16 protein-coding genes are annotated in these 18440 nt (G+C 70.4%); 6 read left to right on the top strand and 10 right to left on the bottom strand.

The annotated features are described in order from the left end of the window. Window positions 1-12 precede the first annotated feature (12 nt). Window positions 13-345 (bottom strand): hypothetical protein, encoded by a 333-nt coding sequence (locus tag C6Y44_RS21365; protein WP_120280381.1) that lies wholly within the window; start codon window positions 343-345, stop codon window positions 13-15. Window positions 346-588: 243 nt separating this feature from the next. Between C6Y44_RS21365 and cysK the strand changes: the two genes are divergently transcribed. Beyond that, window positions 589-1524: a cysteine synthase A gene (gene cysK, locus C6Y44_RS21360; protein ID WP_016694541.1), complete on the top strand. Its 936-nt coding sequence runs from the start codon at window positions 589-591 to the stop codon at window positions 1522-1524. A gap of 8 nt (window positions 1525-1532) precedes the next feature. Continuing rightward, complete coding sequence (gene epsC, locus C6Y44_RS21355; protein ID WP_006552687.1) at window positions 1533-2111, top strand: serine O-acetyltransferase EpsC; 579 nt, start codon at window positions 1533-1535, stop codon at window positions 2109-2111. Window positions 2112-2197: 86 nt separating this feature from the next. On the opposite strand, the gene C6Y44_RS21350 is transcribed toward epsC, so the two are convergent. Further along, complete coding sequence (locus tag C6Y44_RS21350) at window positions 2198-3646, bottom strand: aldehyde dehydrogenase (RefSeq protein ID WP_159417502.1); 1449 nt, start codon at window positions 3644-3646, stop codon at window positions 2198-2200. 115 nt (window positions 3647-3761) lie between these two features. Then, a complete protein-coding gene (locus tag C6Y44_RS21345) occupies window positions 3762-4241 on the bottom strand; it encodes a nucleoside deaminase (protein WP_159417503.1) in 480 nt (159 codons plus the stop codon). A gap of 110 nt (window positions 4242-4351) precedes the next feature. Between C6Y44_RS21345 and C6Y44_RS21340 the strand changes: the two genes are divergently transcribed. Beyond that, the gene (locus C6Y44_RS21340; protein WP_159417504.1) at window positions 4352-4768 is read left to right on the top strand and encodes a hypothetical protein; all 417 of its coding nucleotides are present in this window, start codon (window positions 4352-4354) and stop codon (window positions 4766-4768) included. A 32-nt stretch (window positions 4769-4800) separates the two neighbouring features. On the opposite strand, the gene C6Y44_RS21335 is transcribed toward C6Y44_RS21340, so the two are convergent. The 3 genes from C6Y44_RS21335 to C6Y44_RS21325 all read right to left on the bottom strand — a co-directional run bounded on the left by C6Y44_RS21335 (window position 4801) and on the right by C6Y44_RS21325 (window position 7019). After that, complete coding sequence (locus C6Y44_RS21335) at window positions 4801-5232, bottom strand: CBS domain-containing protein (RefSeq protein ID WP_174246985.1); 432 nt, start codon at window positions 5230-5232, stop codon at window positions 4801-4803. A 106-nt stretch (window positions 5233-5338) separates the two neighbouring features. Further along, window positions 5339-6241: an ROK family protein gene (locus C6Y44_RS21330; protein WP_159417505.1), complete on the bottom strand. Its 903-nt coding sequence runs from the start codon at window positions 6239-6241 to the stop codon at window positions 5339-5341. A 22-nt stretch (window positions 6242-6263) separates the two neighbouring features. After that, complete coding sequence (locus tag C6Y44_RS21325) at window positions 6264-7019, bottom strand: class I SAM-dependent methyltransferase (RefSeq protein WP_120283687.1); 756 nt, start codon at window positions 7017-7019, stop codon at window positions 6264-6266. A gap of 166 nt (window positions 7020-7185) precedes the next feature. Here C6Y44_RS21325 and C6Y44_RS21320 point away from each other — a divergent pair, with 166 nt between their 5' ends. Next, window positions 7186-8415 (top strand): glycosyltransferase family 4 protein, encoded by a 1230-nt coding sequence (locus C6Y44_RS21320; protein ID WP_120280375.1) that lies wholly within the window; start codon window positions 7186-7188, stop codon window positions 8413-8415. On the opposite strand, the gene C6Y44_RS21315 is transcribed toward C6Y44_RS21320, so the two are convergent. Then, window positions 8326-10077, bottom strand: a complete 1752-nt coding sequence (locus tag C6Y44_RS21315; RefSeq protein WP_159417506.1) for a hypothetical protein — start codon at window positions 10075-10077, stop codon at window positions 8326-8328. The genes C6Y44_RS21320 and C6Y44_RS21315 overlap by 90 nt on opposite strands. A gap of 42 nt (window positions 10078-10119) precedes the next feature. Here C6Y44_RS21315 and C6Y44_RS21310 point away from each other — a divergent pair, with 42 nt between their 5' ends. Then, window positions 10120-11421, top strand: coding sequence for a polysaccharide biosynthesis protein (locus C6Y44_RS21310; protein WP_404817776.1), 1302 nt, complete (start codon window positions 10120-10122; stop codon window positions 11419-11421). Window positions 11422-11449: 28 nt separating this feature from the next. On the opposite strand, the gene C6Y44_RS21305 is transcribed toward C6Y44_RS21310, so the two are convergent. Continuing rightward, on the bottom strand, window positions 11450-12685 hold the full coding sequence (locus C6Y44_RS21305; RefSeq protein ID WP_159417507.1) for a DUF3068 domain-containing protein: 1236 nt from the start codon (window positions 12683-12685) through the stop codon (window positions 11450-11452). Window positions 12686-12930: 245 nt separating this feature from the next. Between C6Y44_RS21305 and C6Y44_RS21300 the strand changes: the two genes are divergently transcribed. Then, complete coding sequence (locus C6Y44_RS21300) at window positions 12931-14100, top strand: acyltransferase family protein (RefSeq protein ID WP_120280372.1); 1170 nt, start codon at window positions 12931-12933, stop codon at window positions 14098-14100. On the opposite strand, the gene C6Y44_RS21295 is transcribed toward C6Y44_RS21300, so the two are convergent. After that, the gene (locus tag C6Y44_RS21295; protein WP_159417508.1) at window positions 13989-18275 is read right to left on the bottom strand and encodes an alpha-(1->3)-arabinofuranosyltransferase; all 4287 of its coding nucleotides are present in this window, start codon (window positions 18273-18275) and stop codon (window positions 13989-13991) included. The two genes, C6Y44_RS21300 and C6Y44_RS21295, sit on opposite strands and share 112 nt — an antisense overlap. After that, window positions 18256-18429 carry a DUF2613 domain-containing protein gene (locus C6Y44_RS21290; protein ID WP_006552672.1) on the bottom strand — a complete coding sequence of 58 codons (174 nt, stop codon included), beginning with the start codon at window positions 18427-18429 and terminating at the stop codon, window positions 18256-18258. The genes C6Y44_RS21295 and C6Y44_RS21290 overlap by 20 nt, the downstream gene beginning before the upstream one ends. Between the last annotated feature and the right edge of the window lie 11 nt (window positions 18430-18440).

Below are 18440 nucleotides of genomic sequence, written 5' to 3'. Positions count from 1 at the left end.
TGTTCGGTGGAGTCAGGGTTTTCCGCGTTTCGGCGTCTGTTCGGCGACACCGTGCCGTAGCGGGGTGTGATCGTCCGGGGAGTGCGACGGATCGACCGGTGAACCGCTCGACGTGTGGTCGACCGGTGGGGCGTTCGTCGGATCGCCACCGGTGGGTTCCGCGCCGGAGGCGAGTTCGTCGCGCCGGGCGGTGAGCACTTCGAGATAGTTCGGCCGGTTCTGGTTCTTCTGCTCGTGCTCGATGAGGACCGTCAACTGTGCTTCGTCGAGTGCGCGGATCCTCGGCGCGAGCGTGCCCGGCGCCAGTTCGTCGTAATCGGGGACGGGAAGATCGTGATGACTCATATGGTCGGCTACCCGTGCTCGGTGGCCGGGCAAACCCGGTCGAGCCGGTCCGAAATCTCGCCGGGCACGAACCCGTCGAGGCCGATCCGAGCGAAGACACGCCGACTCGCCGGGGAATAACGACGGCGTACGGATACGTTCGTACATCGATGGGCCCGCCGAGTCGTCCGATGATGGCGAAATGGTGCAATAGACCGAGACCGCGACCCGAGCCGCCGTGTGTGGCCATGAGGAGGATCGAGCATGAGCAGGATCTACGACAACGTCACCGAGCTGGTCGGGCGGACCCCGATCGTCAAGCTCAACCGTCTGACCGAGGGGGCCGGCGCCACCGTCGCCGCGAAGCTCGAGTTCTACAACCCGGCCAACAGCGTCAAGGACCGCATCGGTGTCGCGATCATCGACGCCGCCGAGAAGTCCGGTGAGCTGAAGCCCGGCGGCACCATCGTCGAGGGCACCTCCGGCAACACCGGTATCGCGCTCGCCATGGTCGGCGCTGCGCGCGGCTACAAGGTCATCCTCACGATGCCCGAGACGATGTCGACCGAGCGTCGCGTGATGCTCCGCGCCTACGGTGCCGAGATCGTCCTCACCCCCGGCTCCGAGGGCATGAAGGGTGCCGTCGCGAAGGCCGAGGAGATCGTCGCGAACACCGAGAACGCCATCCTGGCCCGCCAGTTCGGAAACCCGGCCAACCCGGAGATCCACGAGCGCACCACCGGTGAAGAGGTCTGGAACGACACCGACGGTGCCGTGGACATCTTCGTCGCGGGCATCGGCACGGGTGGCACGCTCACCGGTGTCGGCCGCACCCTCAAGGCCCGCAAGCCCGACGTGAAGATCGTCGGTGTCGAGCCTGCCGACTCGCCGATCCTCACCGGCGGTGAGCCCGGCCCGCACAAGATCCAGGGCATCGGCGCGAACTTCGTGCCCGAGGTCCTCGACCGCGAGATCTACGACGAGATCGTCGACGTGAAGTTCGACGACGCCATCGAGGTCGCCCGTCGCCTGGGAACCGACGAGGGTATCCTCGGCGGCATCTCGGCCGGCGCCAACGTGTGGGCCGCACTCGAGATCGCGAAGCGTCCGGAGAACGCCGGCAAGCTGATCGTCGTCGTCGTTCCCGACTTCGGCGAGCGCTACATCTCCACGCCGCTGTTCGAGCACATCCGGGACTGATCGCCGTCGTGGGTATCCTGCACACTCTCCGGGAGGATCTGCAGTCGGCGCGCGGCCACGATCCGGCCGCGCGCAGCGACGCGGAGAACGCCATCGTCTATTCGGGGCTGCACGCGATCTGGTCGCACCGCATCGCGCACCGGATGTGGCAGGTGCCCGCCCTGAAGGGACCTGCGCGGATCCTCGCGCAGTTCACCCGGTTCCTCACCGGCATCGAGATCCACCCCGGCGCGACCATCGGCCGGCGCTTCTTCATCGACCACGGCATGGGCGTGGTCATCGGTGAGACGGCCGAGATCGGTGACGACGTGATGCTCTACCACGGCGTGACGCTCGGCGGCCGGTCGCTGGCGAAGGAGAAGCGTCATCCGACGCTGGGCAACCGGGTCACCGTCGGGGCGGGGGCGAAGGTCCTCGGCCCGGTGGTGATCGGGGACGACAGCGCGATCGGCGCCAACGCCGTGGTCACCCACGACGTGCCGGCGGATTCGATCGCCACTGGTATCCCCGCGACCGTCCGGTCCCGCAAGAAGCACGAACCGCTCGTGGATCCGACGACGTACATCGATCCCGCGATGTACATCTGAAGTCGCGTCCTCCCGAAACACGAAAAAGGGGAGGATATGTGCGAGTTCTCCGACGAGAACGCACATATCCTCCCCTTTTTGCGGGATCAGCCCTCGTAGCCGGGCGGGTAGAGCACGGACTTCAGTTCGCAGAACGCCTCGAGCCCTTCGGGTCCGTTCTCACGTCCGATGCCCGAGTTCTTGAACCCGCCGAACGGCGAACCGGGATCGAATGCGTACCAGTTGATTCCGTACGTGCCGGTGCGCACGCGCGACGCGATCTCGAGACCCTTCTCGACGTCGGTGGTGTACACCGAACCGGCGAGGCCGTAGTCGGAATCGTTGGCGATCTTCACGGCCTCGTCGACGCTGTCGTAGGGCAGCACGCACAGCACGGGACCGAAGATCTCCTCGCGGGCGATCGTCATCGAGTTGTCGACGTCGGCGAAGATCGTCGGCTCGACGAAGTAGCCCTTGTCGAGGTGCGCCGGACGGCCGCCGCCGATCACGACGCGGGCACCCTCCTCCTTGCCCTTGGCGATGTAGCCCTCGACGCGGTCGCGCTGCTTGGCGGAGATCAGCGGACCGATCTGCGCGGCCTCGTCGCCGGGAGGGCCGACGGGGAAGAATGCGGTTGCGCCGGCGACCTTCTCGACGACCTCGTCGTAGCGGGAGCGCGGAGCCAGGATGCGCGTCTGGCCGACGCACGCCTGACCGGTGTTGATCAGACCCGACATCACGAGCATGGCGATGGTGGAATCGAGGTCGGCGTCCTCGAGGACGATGGCCGCCGACTTGCCACCGAGTTCGAGCGAGCAGCGCTTGAGGTTGCGCGCCGCGATCTCACCGATGTGCTTGCCCACCGCGGTCGAGCCGGTGAAGGTGATCTTGTCGATGTCGGGATGGGACACGAGGTTCTCGCCGGTCTCGGCGCCGCCCGGAACCACCGACAGCACACCTTCGGGAAGGCCTGCCTCGGTGAAGATCTCGGCGATGAGGTTCACGGCCAGCGGAGCCTCGGGTGCGGGCTTGAGCACCACCGAGCATCCGGCGAGCAGAGCGGGCGCGATCTTGTTGGCGCACAGGAACAGCGGCACGTTCCACGCGATGACGGCGGCGACGACGCCGACCGGTTCGCGGGTGACGCGGGTGCGGCCGAAGGATCCGGTCCGCTCCTCGACCCAGTTGAACGAATCCGCCAGTCCGGCGTAGTAGTTCAGCGTCCCCAGGGCCGGGGTCATCTGCACCATCTGGACGGAGGGGCCCGGCTGGCCGAGTTCGGAGGCGATGACGCCGGCGATCTCGTCGTTGCGCTGCTCGATGAGCGAGATGGCCTTGGCGAGCACCTGTGCGCGTTCGGCCGGCGACGTGCGCGGCCACGGCCCGTCGTCGAAGGCGCGCCGGGCGGCGGCGACCGCGGCGTCGACGTCCTTCGGTCCCGCGACCGGCACGGAGCCGACGCGCTCCTCGGTAGCGGGGGAGAACACCTCGAGTCTCTCGTCGGTCGACGGTGCCACCCACTCGCCGCCGATGAACAACTTGTCGTAGTCGGTCATGTCGCTTCCTCACCTGGCTGTGCTCGTGTATCGGCCGTATTCGTGTGACCTCGAACACTAGAACACGTTACAACTATTGACCAGGGGGTGACCAGACCGGATGGGACGGGAAGGCTCACTCCCCGAGGTGGCAGCGACGGTGCAGGAGCCGAATCGCCTGCTCGAGCTCGGGAACGGGCCCGTCGACGACGGCATCGGGCACTACCTCGCGGATCGGCAGCGGACGGACCGGCGCCGGCGGCACACCCATCTCGCCGAGCCACCGGGCCAGTTGCTCGGAGGACGCCGCGTAGACGATCCGCCCCAGGCCCACCCAGCCGTGCGCGGCCGCGCACATCGGGCAGTGCTCACCGGAGGTGTAGACGGTGGCGGTGGCGCGCCGGTCCGGTTCGAGATGTTCGGCCGCCCACCGCGCGAGGGTGAACTCGGGATGCCGGGTGCTGTCGCCGTCGGCGACGCGGTTGCGGTCCTCGGCCAGGACCTCGCCGTCCGCGTCGACGAGCACCGACCCGAACGGCTCGTCACCTGCCGCGACCGCCTCCTCCGCGAGTTCGACGCACCGCCTCAGATGTTGCAGATCCGTGTCGTTCACCATGGATGTCTCCTTCCTCCCTCGGCTGCACAGTAGGGCGGGGGAGGAGTCGGGTGGCGCGAATCGGCGACCGTCACCACACTGGAGGGTGCCCAACGGTCAGGAGACATGTCATGGCGGAGAACAATCCGTTCGGGTTCGACCCCGAAGATCTCGACCGCGTGGTGCGGGAAGCCGGTGAGGAACTGCGGGAACTGAAGGACCGCATCTTCTCGTTCCTCGAACCGCCGGTGGCGCCGACGCGCACGCAGCCGCGGCCCGAGACCACCGGTGAGAAGGGCGACGGCGTCTGGGTCGTCTACACCACCGACGACGACGGCGTGGCCCGCGTCGACCAGGTCCATCGCACCGAACTCGACGCGCTGCGCACGCTCAAGGGCAACACCGACCCGCGACGCTCGGTGCGGTTCCTGCCCTACGGGATGAGCGTGAGCATCCTCGACCGCCCGAGCGCCACCGAAGACAGTGCCGCAGAGGAGAGTGCCACCGGCGACACGTCTCCCGACGACGCTGCGACCGGCGAGAACTGATCAGTTCTCAGCCACCGTCGTGGAACGACAAGTCAGCCGCCATCGTGGATGTACGAGGCGAGCTGGTCGCGTTCGGTCTGTAGTTCGTCGATGCGGCTCTTGACCACGTCGCCGATACTGACGATCCCGACCAGCTGAGCGTCCACCACGACCGGCAGGTGCCGGATCCGTTGTTCGGTCATGGTCTCGGCGAGACTGTCGACCGAATCGGTGGGCAGGCAGGTCGTCACCGTCCGGGACATCAGTTCGTGTGCCGGGGCGGCGAGGATCGACGGTCCGCGTTCGTGCAGGGCTCGCACGACGTCGCGTTCGGTGACGATCCCGGCGACGCTCTTGCCCTCGCACACCACCATTGCGCCGATATTGAATCGTGCGAAGTCGCCGATGAGCTCGCACACCGTGGTGCCGGGCCCGACCGTGTGCACCGCCGAGCCCTTGTTCCGCAAAATGTCAGCAATCCGCATCCGGTACCGCCGATCTGCTCGCAGAGCATCCCGGCGGCCCGTCACCGGTTTCCGCCGGGACTCCGATGTGGTCCTCAGGGTAGGCCGGAAAGCCCGGTGTGCCGGGTCAGGTTATCCAGTCGTGACCTGCGGCGACGATCGATGCGCCGGTGAGGGTGCCCAGTGCGCCGAGTTCGGCGGGGACGATCTGCAGGTCCTGTACGAACCGCAGGCGGGCGTGCCGGGCCGCCGACGCGAGCATCGGCCGCCACAGGTGCCCGCCCGATTGCGCGAAGCCCCCGCCGACGACCACCCGTCCCACATCCGCCAGTGCTGCTGCCGACGCGATGACCTGGCCCAGTGCCGTCCCGGCCCGCTCGAGTGCCGCCGCGGCGACGCCGACCCCGGCCTCGGCGTCCGCGGCCAGCGCGACACCGTCGGGGCCATCCCAGCCGTGGGCACGGGCCCAGCGCACCGCCGACGGGCCGCTCGCCACGGTCTCGATGCAGCCGACCCCTCCGCATGCGCACACCGTCGTGCCGTAGGGCGAGACGACGTGCCCGATGTGGCCGGCGTTTCCGGTGCGGCCGCGCACGATCCGGCCTCCGAGCACGAGACCGCCGCCGATACCGGTGCCGAGCACGACCCCGAGCAGGTCGGCCACGTTGCGTCCGGCGCCGAAGCGTTGTTCGGCGAGGGTCGCGGCCGGGCCGTCCATCACCAGATCGACGCGGGCGTCGGGGAACAAGGAACGCACGGCGTCGACGAGTGCGAAGCCGGAGCTCCACTCGGAGATGTTGATCGGACCGATCGTCCCGGCGTTCGTGTCGACCGGTCCTGCGGCGGCGATACCCACGGCGGTCACCGGTCCGTCGCCGATCTCCGCGACCTCCCGCAGCAGTCCCGCGCACGCGCCCCACACGTCCTTCCGGGGGACCGGTACGGATCGGGCTTCGAGCGGGGTGCCGTCGTCGGCGGCGACGGCAGCGGCGAGCTTGGTGCCGCCGACGTCCAGGGCCAATGCGGTCATGGCGACGACACTAAGCGACGGGTCAGCGTCGCCGCAGGACCAGTACCAGGTTGCTGACGAGGAACTCCCGGACGCCGGGCACGTTCACGAGCCACCACGCCCAGCTCGGGTGGTAGCGGGGGAAGGCCGCGAGCAGTTCACCGTCGGGCGTCGAACGTGCCCAGCGCAGACCGTCGCTCGCGCCCACGTCGAACAGTGACACCCCGTACCGGTTCTTCGGCTCCCGGCCGTGCTTGCGGGCGTAGCGCCGGGCCGCGTACTCGCCGCCGAAGGCGTGCCACGGACCGGTCTCGTGCCCGCCGAACGGCCCCCACCACAGGGTGTACGACAACACCATCAGTCCGCCGGGCCGCGTGACGCGCAGCATCTCGTCGGCCATCACCCACGGCGTCGCGACGTGTTCGGCGACGTTCGACGAGAAGCACACGTCCACCGAGCCGGTACGCACCGGCAGTGCCAGGCCCGAGCCGCGGATCGCACCGCCGACCTGCAGGCCGGCGGCGTGCATCTCGGACGGGTCGGGCTCGATCGGCACGTAGCGCGACCCCACCTCGGTGAACGCGTCGGCGAAGTAGCCCGGTCCGCCACCGACGTCGACGACCGTGGTGCCCGTCAGATCGGCGCCGGTCAGACCCGAGTAGAGATCGCCGATGAGGTCGACGGTGTCGCGCGCGAGACCGCCGTAGAACTTCTCGGGTGCCGTCTGCTCGAAGCGGAAGCTGCCGAGCAACCCCACGGAACGGCGCAGTGTGGCGCGGCGGGCGAACAGCCGGGTCACGTCGGTGCGGGGTCGGGTCGTCGATGGCACGTCCAGTCACTTTAGTGCGGGCCGCGCACTCGTCCCTCACCTGTCGCCGACCGGCACCCGCTACTGTGTCCCTGTCATCGTCCGAGTCACATCTGCCCGGCCGGGTGGTCGAGTCGACATACAGGGGGGTCACCGCGTGCGGGAGGTTCTGCTGCTCTGCTGGCGCGATACCGGGCATCCGCAGGGCGGTGGCAGCGAGCGGTATCTCGAGCAGGTCGGGGCGCAACTCGCGGCGCGCGGCGTCCGCGTCGTCCTGCGGACCGCTTCCTATCCCGGAGCTGCCGAGCGAGACCGGATCGACGGCATCACCGTCAGCCGCGGCGGGGGACGGCTCACCGTCTACCCGCGCGCGCTCGCCGCGATCCTCGCGGGCAGATTCGGTGTCGGCCCCCTCGCCGGTATCCGCCCCGACGCCGTCATCGACACCCAGAACGGCATCCCGTTCTTCGCCCGGCTCGTCGCCGGCGCGCCCGTCACGGTGCTCGTGCACCACTGCCATCGTGAGCAGTGGCCGGTCGCGGGCAGGCTGATGGCCAAGCTCGGCTGGTGGATCGAGTCGTCGCTGTCGCCGCGCGTACACCGCCGCAACCAGTACCTCACCGTCTCCCTTCCGTCCGCCGACGAGCTGCGCGCTCTCGGCGTCGATCGGGAGCGGATCGCGGTGGTCCGCAACGGTGTCGACGCCGTCCCCGCGGGCGTCGCGGTGGGCGGCGACGACACGCGCACGGCCCACCCGAGCGTGTGCGTGCTCTCGCGGCTGGTGCCGCACAAGCAGATCGAGGACGCCCTCGCCGCGGTCGCGACGCTGCGCGGCACCGTCCCGGGCCTGCATCTCGACGTCATCGGCGGCGGCTGGTGGGAGCAGAACCTCCGCGATGCGGCCGCCGAACTCGGCATCGGCGACGCCGTCACCTTCCACGGCCACGTCGACGAACAGCGCAAGCACGAATTGCTCTCCCGCGCCTGGGTTCACGTGATGCCCTCGCGCAAGGAGGGGTGGGGTCTCGCGGTGGTCGAGGCCGCCCAGCACGGTGTGCCCACCATCGGTTACCGCAGCTCCAAGGGACTGACCGACTCGATCATCGACGGCGTGACCGGCCTGCTCGTGGACTCACCCGCCGAACTGACCGCTGCCGTCGCCGATCTGCTCGCCGACGCCGACCGTCGTCGTCAGCTCGGCAACAAGGCTCGCATCCGCGCCGGCGAGTTCTCATGGGAGGCCACGGGAGAGGGCGTGCACGAGGTCCTGTCCGTCACGACCTTCGGGCACACCGTCTCAGGACTGTTCCCGCGCGCCGACGAGCCGTCGATGCTCGCCGACCCGCTGCCCGAGCGCGCAGCCAGCGCCGCCGGCCAGTACCAGTAGCCACACCACGTGCGCCCCGATCGCCAGGGCGCGATGGGGTGACGGGGTCGAGGTGACCCCCTCCACCCGGTACAGGCTCAGATCGTCGTCGCGATAGGCGGGTTCGAGGGCATCGAGCGTGCTCTTCGCGGCGCCCGATTCGCCCGGTGTGCCGTGCTCGACGAGCACCCAGCCCACCCCACGGGCGGCGAGCGCACTCGGATCCGCGCCGGACAACAGCAGGGTTTCGACGTCTTCCGCGCGGCGACCCTCCCCGGCGACACTGCCCTCGGCGACGATCAGGGTTCCGGTCTGCAGGACGTCGGCGCGCAGCATGCGCGGGGACGGATCGAGCACCGGCACGGGCCCGGAGAAATCGAAGACCCGGAACATGCCGGCGGGCAGCACCGCCACGTCGCCGCCGTCGGCCGTGACGATCTGCGACACCTTCTCCCAGCCCGCCGGATAGCGCGCGGGTTGCAGTTGCCCGCCCACACCCCACACCAGGTCGGGCAGCGCGACCAGCACGGCGGCGATCGCGGCCGTCGCCCACACCGGTTCGGGCGCCGCGAAGCGCCGGGCGAGGACGGTCGTGCCGGCCGCCGCGGCGAGCGCGTAGGCGGGCATCGCCCACGCGACCCACTTCTGGGTATCGCGCAGCAGTCCCGCGCCGGGCACGTTCACCATCGCCCATTCGCCGACGGCGAGTCCCGGGCCGGTCGCGGCGAGGGCGATGACGAGCACCGTGAGGACGGCGGGCACCACCACCGCGACGATCACGGGATTCCTGCGTCGCCGCCACAGCGCCGGCACCCCGCACGCCACCACCGCGAGCAGCAGCAGGGTGCCCATCAGCGCCCATGCCGTGGTGCGCGAGGTGGGGACGGCTTCGGCGTTCCAGATCCCGCCGAGCCCTGCCACCGAACCGATCGTGCCGAGCAGCGGTTCGGCCCGGGCGGCGAAGGCGCGTACGCCGGCCGGGTCCGCTTCGGTGCCGCCACCGGCGAGCGCCGTCGCGACCAGCCACGGCAACGACACCGCGACACCCAGCGCGAGTGCGCCGCCCACGCGCGGCAGCACCCGCGTCCGTCCACCCGGAGCGACGAGGACGGCGCAGGACGTCACGATCGCCAGCAGGGCACCGGTCGGGGTCAGCCCCGCAGCGGCCAGGCAGACAGCGAGCGACGCCCACCCGCCGCGTCTCCGTCGCCGGATCGCGACGGCCGCACCGATCGTCCACGGCAGCGCGGCGTACCCGGCGAGCAGACTCCAGTGCCCCTGCAGCAGCCGCTCGGCGACATAGGGATTCCAGATCGCGACCGTCGCCGCGACGAGCCGGGCGCCGGTTCCACTCGCCGGCAGCACCACCGCGACCAGCCGTGCTGCGCCCCATCCCGCGGCCCACAACGACGCGACGAGCAGCGCCGTGACCGCGACACCACCGTCGACGACGGTGCTCACCCACGCCAGCAGGGCATCCTGCGGCACCGCGCGGGCGGCGGCGTCGGACAGACCGAGGGCGGAATCGGTGAGGAACGATCGGGGAGTGCTCACCGCGTCACGGAAGAGCAGGTAGCCGGGGGAGACGAGGAACGGACCGAGCACCGCGACCGCCAGGACGAGGGACCAGACCGCCGGGAGAGCCGCCGTCGTGGACATGCGGGACGACTCCGGGCGGGACATGGCGGCAGAATACGGTGTCGTTCCGGATGGGAGGATGAGCGGATGCCGCGAACACCCCGACCCGCGTCGGAGGGCACCGAGACCATTCGTGGTTCGACGACGGGAACCGCCGTCGCCGGCATGACACTGGTGACGGTCGGCGCGATGACCGCGAACCTCGCGTCCTATCTGTTGCACCTGCCGGCGGGACGCTGGCTCGGTCCCGCCGGATACGGCGAGTTCGCGAGCCTGCTCGCCGCGCAGCTCGTCCTCGCCGTGCCGGCACTGGCGTTGCAGACGGTCGTCGCCCGGGAGGCCGTGCACGGCACCGGCGCCGCGGCGCTGCGTCGTCTCGGTTACCGCTGCGCCGTGCTCGCCTTCGTCGTCGCGATGCTCCTCGTGCCCGTCGTGGCCTGGGCGCTCGACACGAGTGTCGGGGGCGCGTTCGGGTCGCTCGTCACCGCGCCGCTGCTCGTCCTCCTCGCCGCCGAACAGGGTCTGCTGCAGGGAAGGGGCAGGTTCGCGGCGCTCAGCGCCGTCCTGGCCGCCGCCGGCGTCGCGAAGGTGGTGCCTGCCGTGGCGGTGCTCGCCGTCGGAGGCGGTCCCGGCCCCGCGCTGTTCGCCGGGGCGCTCGGCACGGGTGCGGTCGCGCTGGCCGCGAGCGTGCTCGTGGGCCGCACGTCGGGTGGAAGGACGGAACCGGTCCCGACCGCCGGCGCGGTGCTGCGTGCCTCCCAGGTGCAGCTGGCCCTCATCGCGCTCACGTCGCTCGACCTGCTGCTCGCCCGCATGCTGCTCGACCCCGATTCGGCCGGTCTGTACGCCTTGGGGGCGGTGGCGACGAAGGTCGCCTTCTGGTTGCCGCAGGCTGTCGGTGTGGTGCTCTATCCGCGGATGGCGAACCCCGCGCAGTCGGCGGCCGCGGTGCGGTCGGCGCTCACCGTCCTCGTCGCGATCGGCGCCGTGCTCGTCGCCGGCGCGGCGATCTGCGCACCGATCGTCCCGATGCTGGTCGGCGACGCCTACGGGCCGGTGCAGTCGCTGCTGTGGCTGTTCGCGTTGCAGGGCGCGTGTCTCGCCGTCCTGCAGGGCGCGCTGCTGTCGGCGATCGCCGGGGAGCGCACGCATCTCGCGCTCGTCGCGTGGGCGGGACTCGCCCTCGAGGCGGTGCTGATGTTCGCGGTGGCGTCGACCCTGCGGCAGTTCATCGCCGTCGCCGTCGGTGTGGCCGCTGCGACGGCCGCGGTGGTCGCGGTGCTCGCTCTGCGCGGTGCTGCAGCGACCCGGTCGTCCACGGACGACGCGGCGACCCCGCCCACCGATGAGTCACCCACGAACGACACCGCCCCCCACCGGGATCGGTGAGGGGCGGCTCGATTCGTCTACCGGACGATCACTCCTGCGTCGGAGGCTTCCGCAGATCGGTGCGCGGGATCTCCTGCGTCTGATCGGTCGTCCAGTCGCGCTGCTGCGCGTTCGGATCGGTCTGGCGCGGGATGACCTCGGTGCGGTCCTCGGTGTGATCGCGCTGCGCGCCGGCCGAATGCGCCGGGCCGACCGTGGTCGTGGCCGGGCCTGCCGGAGCGGGACCGCCGGTCGCGGTGGCCGGGCGACGGTTGCCGCCGCCGCGGAGGCCGAGCAGGAAGCCGACGATCAGCAGGATGACGCCGAGGATGCCGAGGATGATCGGCAGGGTGCGGCCGAACAGGGAGATGGTGTCCTGGCCGTCCTTGGCCTGCTCGATCTGGTACTCGATCGTCTCCTCGTTGAACGGGAGCGTCACGTTCAGAACGGTCACCTCGGGCTTGTCGGCCTCGCGGGCGTAGTACTGGTCCTGCTGCTCCTGGCCCTTGACGACGACGCCGGTGACCGGGTCGACCCACAGGTCGCGAGTGTTGTTGTACCAGCGGGTCATCGTGATCGGCTCGTCGCCCTCACCGACACCCCAGGTGGAGGCGGGCAGGCTGAGCTTGTAGGTCGGGACCTCGCGGTCGGCCTTCGACAGGTCGATCGGGCCGATCTCCTGATGGAAGTGGTAGACCTTCATGCCGTTGATCTCTTCCTCACCGACGAAGTCGATGGGGAAATTGTCGCGAGCGTTGATGTCGTAGTACGGGTACGACTCCTGCTGGACGTCGAACGGGAACTTGTACTGCAGTCCCTCGCGGTTGTCGATCTCCACCGGCGGCCGGTCGGCATTGACCTGGACCGTGCTCACACGATCCGGGAACTCCTCCGCCGAGACGGGCATGGACGTCTTCCGGTCGACCGTGACGCGGTCGACGATGGCGGAGACCAGACCTGTGTCCCCCTGCATGTCGAGTCGTCGCACAGTCTGACCGGACTGAAGCGTCATGATCTCGGCGTCCGAAGGATCCTCGACGGTGACGAAGCGCTGCGCGACGATCGGCACGTCGCGATCGACCTGAGCGTTGCCGGCGAGCAGCTGACGGGAGTTGAGGATGTCGCCCGTGCCCTCGGCGACCGTGGTCACCTCGAGATCGAGCGGTGTCGTCCTCAGCTTCCCGAGCGTGTACGTCGGCACGAGAATCGCGATCACCAGGAGGAAGGCCCCCAGGCCCACCAGAATCATTGCCAGTATCCGGCCGGAGCTCGAACGCTCAGCCATGCTTTCTCCTCACTCAACGGTCGTCATCGAGTACCCCCACCGGCAGCAGCAGGGCTGCACGGATCGCCTGGCATCCGGCCCGCGAACACCACGTGAGCTCAGACACTAACAGCCCGGTATGGCAATATGCGCGTCCGCTCACCGCTGGGACGGATCGGTAGTCGATCTTCGTCGCTGCCGGGATCGTCCCGTTCCGGGCGATCCTGCTCAGTCCGCCGCCCCGCGACACGGCACACTGGTGCCCGATGACCACCACCGACCGGACCCGCAGCGTGAGCGGATTCCTTCCTGCACTCGAAGGGATGCGCGGTTTCGCAGCAGTGGGTGTGTTGATCACCCACGTCGCGTTCCAGACCGGCGCAGTGCACGACCCGCTGATCGGCCGGGTGTGGGCACGGTTCGACCTCGCCGTCGCCCTGTTCTTCGCCCTGTCCGGTTTCCTGCTGTGGCGTCCGCACGCCGCGGCGGCCCGCGGGCTCGGACCGTCCCCCTCGACGACCCGCTATTTCCTCTCCCGCGCGACCCGCATCCTCCCCGCCTACTGGACCGTCGTGATCCTGGTGCTGTGGTTGCTGCCCGGTGCGGGCGGCGGCGCGACGGTGTGGTGGTCGAATCTCGCGCTCGTGCAGGTGTTCGTCCCACTCACCCTCACCGAGGGCCTCACCCAGATGTGGAGTCTGTCGGTGGAGGTGGCCTTCTACCTCGTGCTGCCGCTGCTGGCCCTGGCGGTGAGTGGGCTGCGCGGGCACGCTGCCCGCTACCGCGTCCCACTGCTGCTCTCCGTGAGCGGACTGTCGCTGCTGTGGGCGTGGGTTCCGGTGAGCACCCCCGACCACATCAATCACACCAACTGGCTGCCCGGCTACCTGCCCTGGTTCGCGGCAGGCATGATCCTCGCCGAACTCGTCACCGGACCCGAGACGTGGGTGCACCGGCTCGCGGCGCGGCGCGCGGTGATGGGAGCGATCGCCGTCGGCGCCTTCGCGGCCGCGGCCACCCCGCTTGCCGGACCGGAGACGCTCACCGACCTCGCACCCACCGAATATCTCGCCAAGATCGCCCTGGGCGCGATCATGAGCTTCGCACTGCTCGCCCCGCTGACCCTCGCGCCGCGCCGGCGGCACCGCATCCTGGCGAGCCCGGCTGCGCTGGCCGTCGGACGCTGGTCGTACGGCGTGTTCATCTGGCACCTCGCGGTGCTGTCGATCGTCTTCCCCGTCTTCGGGATCCCGGCCTTCGCGGGGCACTTCTGGTTCGTCCTGACGGTGACGGTCGTGCTGAGCCTGGCCGTCGCGTCCGTCAGCTACGCCCTCGTCGAGGAGCCGGCGCGGGCCGCCTTCCACCGCTGGGACAAGGCCCGGCGCGGCACCGCCGCCAGGCCCACTGCGACCACGCCGACGAGCGCCGCGAACTGAATCAGGAACGAGTGCCCGACATATCCGTCGGGTGATCGCCACGGCCCTGTGGACAGCAGCGCCATCGCGAGCATCGTCGCGCCGCCCGCGGTGCCCACGAGCACGCGCGACGCCAGGTCGGGTCCGCGGCGCACCGCGAGCGCACCGACCCCCACCGCGCCGGCGACCGCGACGGCGGCACCGACCCATCCCGCGAGGAGCGTCGCCGCGACCAGCACACCGGTCAGCGCGAGAGCAGACGAACCCCAGGTGCGCGGCATCGGACCCGGATCGTCGACGCGCCGCCGCGGCCACACGGCCGCCGCGAACAACGGGACGAGCAACAGCAACCCGCCGAAGATCCCGAGCCGGTACCAGCGGTCGGTCGCGAACTCGAGGGTCAGCGTCTGCTCCGGTCCGGCCGGCACGATCCAGCCCTGCTGCCAGCCGTCCACGACGACCGGCGTCGCCACGGCACCGTCCGGGGTGCGGGCGACCCAGCCGACGTTGGTGCTCTCGGGCACCACCACGAGCCGGTCCTCGTCGCCCGCCGGGACCGTCACCTCGCGCAGGTTCTCCGTCCAGCGGCCCTTGTCGAGTTCCGTCGGCTCCGCGACGGGCGCATCGGAACCGGGGACGTCGAGCCGTAGACCCGAGACGACGAAGGCCGCACCGGGATCGACGTCGATGTCGACCCGGCCCGGGTTCGTGCCGACGACGTCGGTGTCGCACAGCGTCGCGGGAACCTCCACGCCCGCCGCGAGATCGGCGACCCGCGCGGTGAGCGACGTGCGGTAGCTGCGCCCGTCGATCTCCACGACGGGTCCGCGCTCGCAGTCGACGGTCACCGTCTCGTCGTAGACGGACCCCTGTGCCCCGATCGGCCCGTCGTCGCCGAGCACCGACACCTCGGCGAGCCCGGGCGGGGTGAGTTTCGAGAAACCCAGCACGGTGCGATCGAGGGTGTCGCGCCAGCGCACCACGGTGAGTTCGATCCGGTCCGTGACGTGCGGGGTCAGGTCGACGGTCGTGTCGTCACCGTCGAGTTCGCGCACCTGCGGTCCGTTGCCGAGATTCACCGCGACCCGCGACGGCGCGACCGGCAGCGCTCCCAGCGCCGCCCTGATGTCCAATCCCGTGACGCGTTGTTCCTCGGGCAGTTCCAGCGTGAGCGACGGCCGCGGCGCACCTGCTTCGAGCGAGCTCTCCTCCGCGGTCCACGACGTCCGCGGATCACCGTCGGTGAGGGCGAACGCCGAGCCCTGCAGGTCGACAACGTCGGCGTCACCGCGCGCGACGACCCGATCCGAGCGGTCCACGAGATCCTCGAGCGCCGGCCCGGGACGCCCGCGCAGGAGCAGTTCCGGACGGACCCAGGTCTCCTGCGGCACGTCCAGGGTGCGGGTGAACACGCCGGGTTCCTCGGCGGAGGTGGCGAGCCCCCGGGCGCAGCGCACGCGGTCGTCGGTGTCGACACAGCTGCCGCGGCCGGGGAATTCCTGTCCGAGCTGCCATCCGCGCACCGCGGCGTCCTCGGCCGGGCCCGGCACCACGATGCGGCGACGGATGTCGATCGGGCGCGGTTCGTTCCGGTCGGTGAAGTCCTCGACGACCACCTCGGTGAGACCGAACTGGTTGCCGACCGTGCCGCGTGCGGTGTGCACGGACGTGATGCGGATCCACGAGGTGGTGCCCAGCGGCAGCGCGACCGTCTGTTCGCGTCCCGGTTCGTCGACGCGCACCGCCGTGCTGCCCCGGTCGGTGGACACCTCGAGCCACTTGACGGGATCGCCGAGGGCTCCGGAACTCGTCGTCAGGTGCAGCAGACCCGCTTCGATCGGCCGGTCGAGGTCGAGCTGCAGCCACTGGCCGATCGCCGATTCGAGACCGTTGCTGTGCCAGCCGGTCGTCGGATCGCCGTCGACCACCGCGGCCGGGCTGCTCGCGACCGACGTGCCGCCGAGCTGGGTGGCATCCGACGCCGCGCTCGACACGCTGATGCGGGCGCCTTCCCATTCGGCGCGGACGAGTTCGGTGTCGGGCACCGGATAGTCGGGGACGGCGTTGTGGGTGCGGCGCGGGTCGTCGGCCGCGCGGATCGTCGACGAATGATGGTCGACCTGCCCGTAATCCGTCTCGCGGTCCGTCGGGGTGTCGGTGACCGTCACCTCGTCGACGGGCAGACCCGCGCGGGCCGCGTCGGCGGCGAGGAGTGTGGGACCGACGAACTCGGGCTGCGCGGTGTTGCGGCGCAGCAGCGCTTCGGGGCCTCCCTGCACGACCGGCACGTCGGCGACGTCCACGACGTAGGGACCGACGGGCGCCGCGGCGGGTTCGGCGACGCGGTAGATCTCCACGGCCGGATAGGCAGGTCGCAGGTCGGCGTCGGTGACGAAGTCGTCGGGGTTGTCGAACACGATGTCGTCACCGAACTCGGCGACCCGCTCGATACCCGGCGAACCGTCGAGCGCGCGATGCACGAGTGCCGGTCGCGCGGCGGGGGAGGTGTCGGGGTCGAGGTCGTTGCGCACCACCAGGAAACCGATGCCCTGACCGCGCAGGGTCGCGGCGAGACCGTCGGACGGGCGGCCGTCGGCGATGTCGCGTTGCACGGCGTCGAGGGCACGGATGGCGCCGGGCGGCACGAGCGGGACGGCGTCGCGCACGGCCCACGGCGTCGACGCGAGTGCTTGCATCGGTTCGTCGCGGGTGAGCCCCCACATCTGGCTGCCGAACGGCGCGCCGGGAACGATGAGGGCGCGTTCGCCGCGCTCGCTCGTGTTGTCCTCGAGCCAGGCCGCCGCGGCGTGCCAGTGCTCGGGGACCTCGTCGTAGGCGCCGCGCGGAGCGAGCCGCCCGGTCCACGCGAGTGAGGTCGCGAGCGTCATCGCGACGAGGATCAGCGTCGTCACCGCGACCATCGGATTGCGTTCGGGATGCGCGAAGGCGTTACGGGCACGCGACCACGGCACCGATCCGGGCAGTGGCACGGCGCGCAACAGGTGCGCGATCCCGAGCACGATCGGCAGTCGCACGAGCGGTTCGAGCTTGTGGACGTTGCGCAGCGGCGCACCGGCGGTGTCGAGGAACAACCGGACCTGCTCGGCGAACGGCGAGTCGAGCCGGCCGACGTAACCGACGCCCATGCCGACGAGACCCACCACGAGGATCAGGGTGAATCGACCGCGCGCAGGCATCGACCGCATCGCGAGGCCGGCGAGACCGGCCGCGGCCAGAGCGCCGGTGACGAGGACGGCGGCCGGTTGCGTGACGAGCACGGCTCCCGCGATGCGTTCGGGGGAGACGAAGGGCGTCCAGCTGCTGGTGCCGCGCAGCACCTCGGCGAGCGACGTCCATTCGGTGGTGACACCGGACGATTCGATGAAGTCGAGGAAGGGCGGGCTGACGCGGCCGAGCAGCAGCAGCGGCACCATCCACCAGGTCACCGCGACGACGCACAGCGGCAGCCACCACAGGGTGAAGCGCCACCAGCGCCGGTTCGGGCGGTGCGCGGCCCACCACAGCGCCGCGACGAGACAGGCCGCGGCGGTCGCGACCGCGTTGATCGCGCCCATGAGCGTCACCGCCACGGCGGACTGCGCGGCGAGCCGGCGGGCCGAGCCGGGATTCGGCGTGTTCAGATACCGCACCAGCGGTAGCAGCACCCACGGCGCCAGCATCATCGGATGTGCTTCCGACGAGATGGAACCGAGCGTCGTGAGGACGCGCGGGGACAGCACGAACACCGTCGCCGCGATCAGGCGGGAGCTACGGCTCCCGATGCCGAGGGCTTCGGCGAGGCGGACGAGGCCCCAGAATCCGGCGACGAGCAGCAGCACCCACCACACCCGCTGGGTGATCCACGGGGGAATGTGCAGAAGTTGACCCGCGGCGAAGAACGAGCCGTGCGGGAAGAAGTAGCCGTACGCCTGGTTCTGCACCTGCCCGAGCGGCGCCACACTGCTCCATTGGTGAGCGGCGCGCGTGAGGAATCCGATCGGGTTCTGCGTCAGGTCGTACTTGGTGTCGGCGACGACCAGGCCCGGAACCTGGGCGAAGGACAGGATCACCGCCACCGCGGCGACTGCGTACAGCCACCGGCGGGACAGCGGTTCGGCGGACGGGAGCTCCGTCTCGCCTCGGTACGTGCGTGAACTCGAAGCGTTGCCGGCGCCGTCAGCGGCTGCCGTACTCAACCTGGTTCAGGAGGGACGAATCGGCGTTGCCACTGCGATCGATCTGAGGGCGCGAATTCTCCTGCACAGCGGCCGTCACACCGAAGACCGCCACGGCACCGAGTACGGCACCGACGACCACGCTACCCAGGCCCGGTCCCAGGAACTTCCCCATTCCGTCTCCCC

The organism is Rhodococcus rhodochrous (assembly GCF_014854695.1).
GTDB lineage: Bacteria > Actinomycetota > Actinomycetes > Mycobacteriales > Mycobacteriaceae > Rhodococcus.
This window is presented reverse-complemented; position numbering and strand designations above follow the sequence as displayed.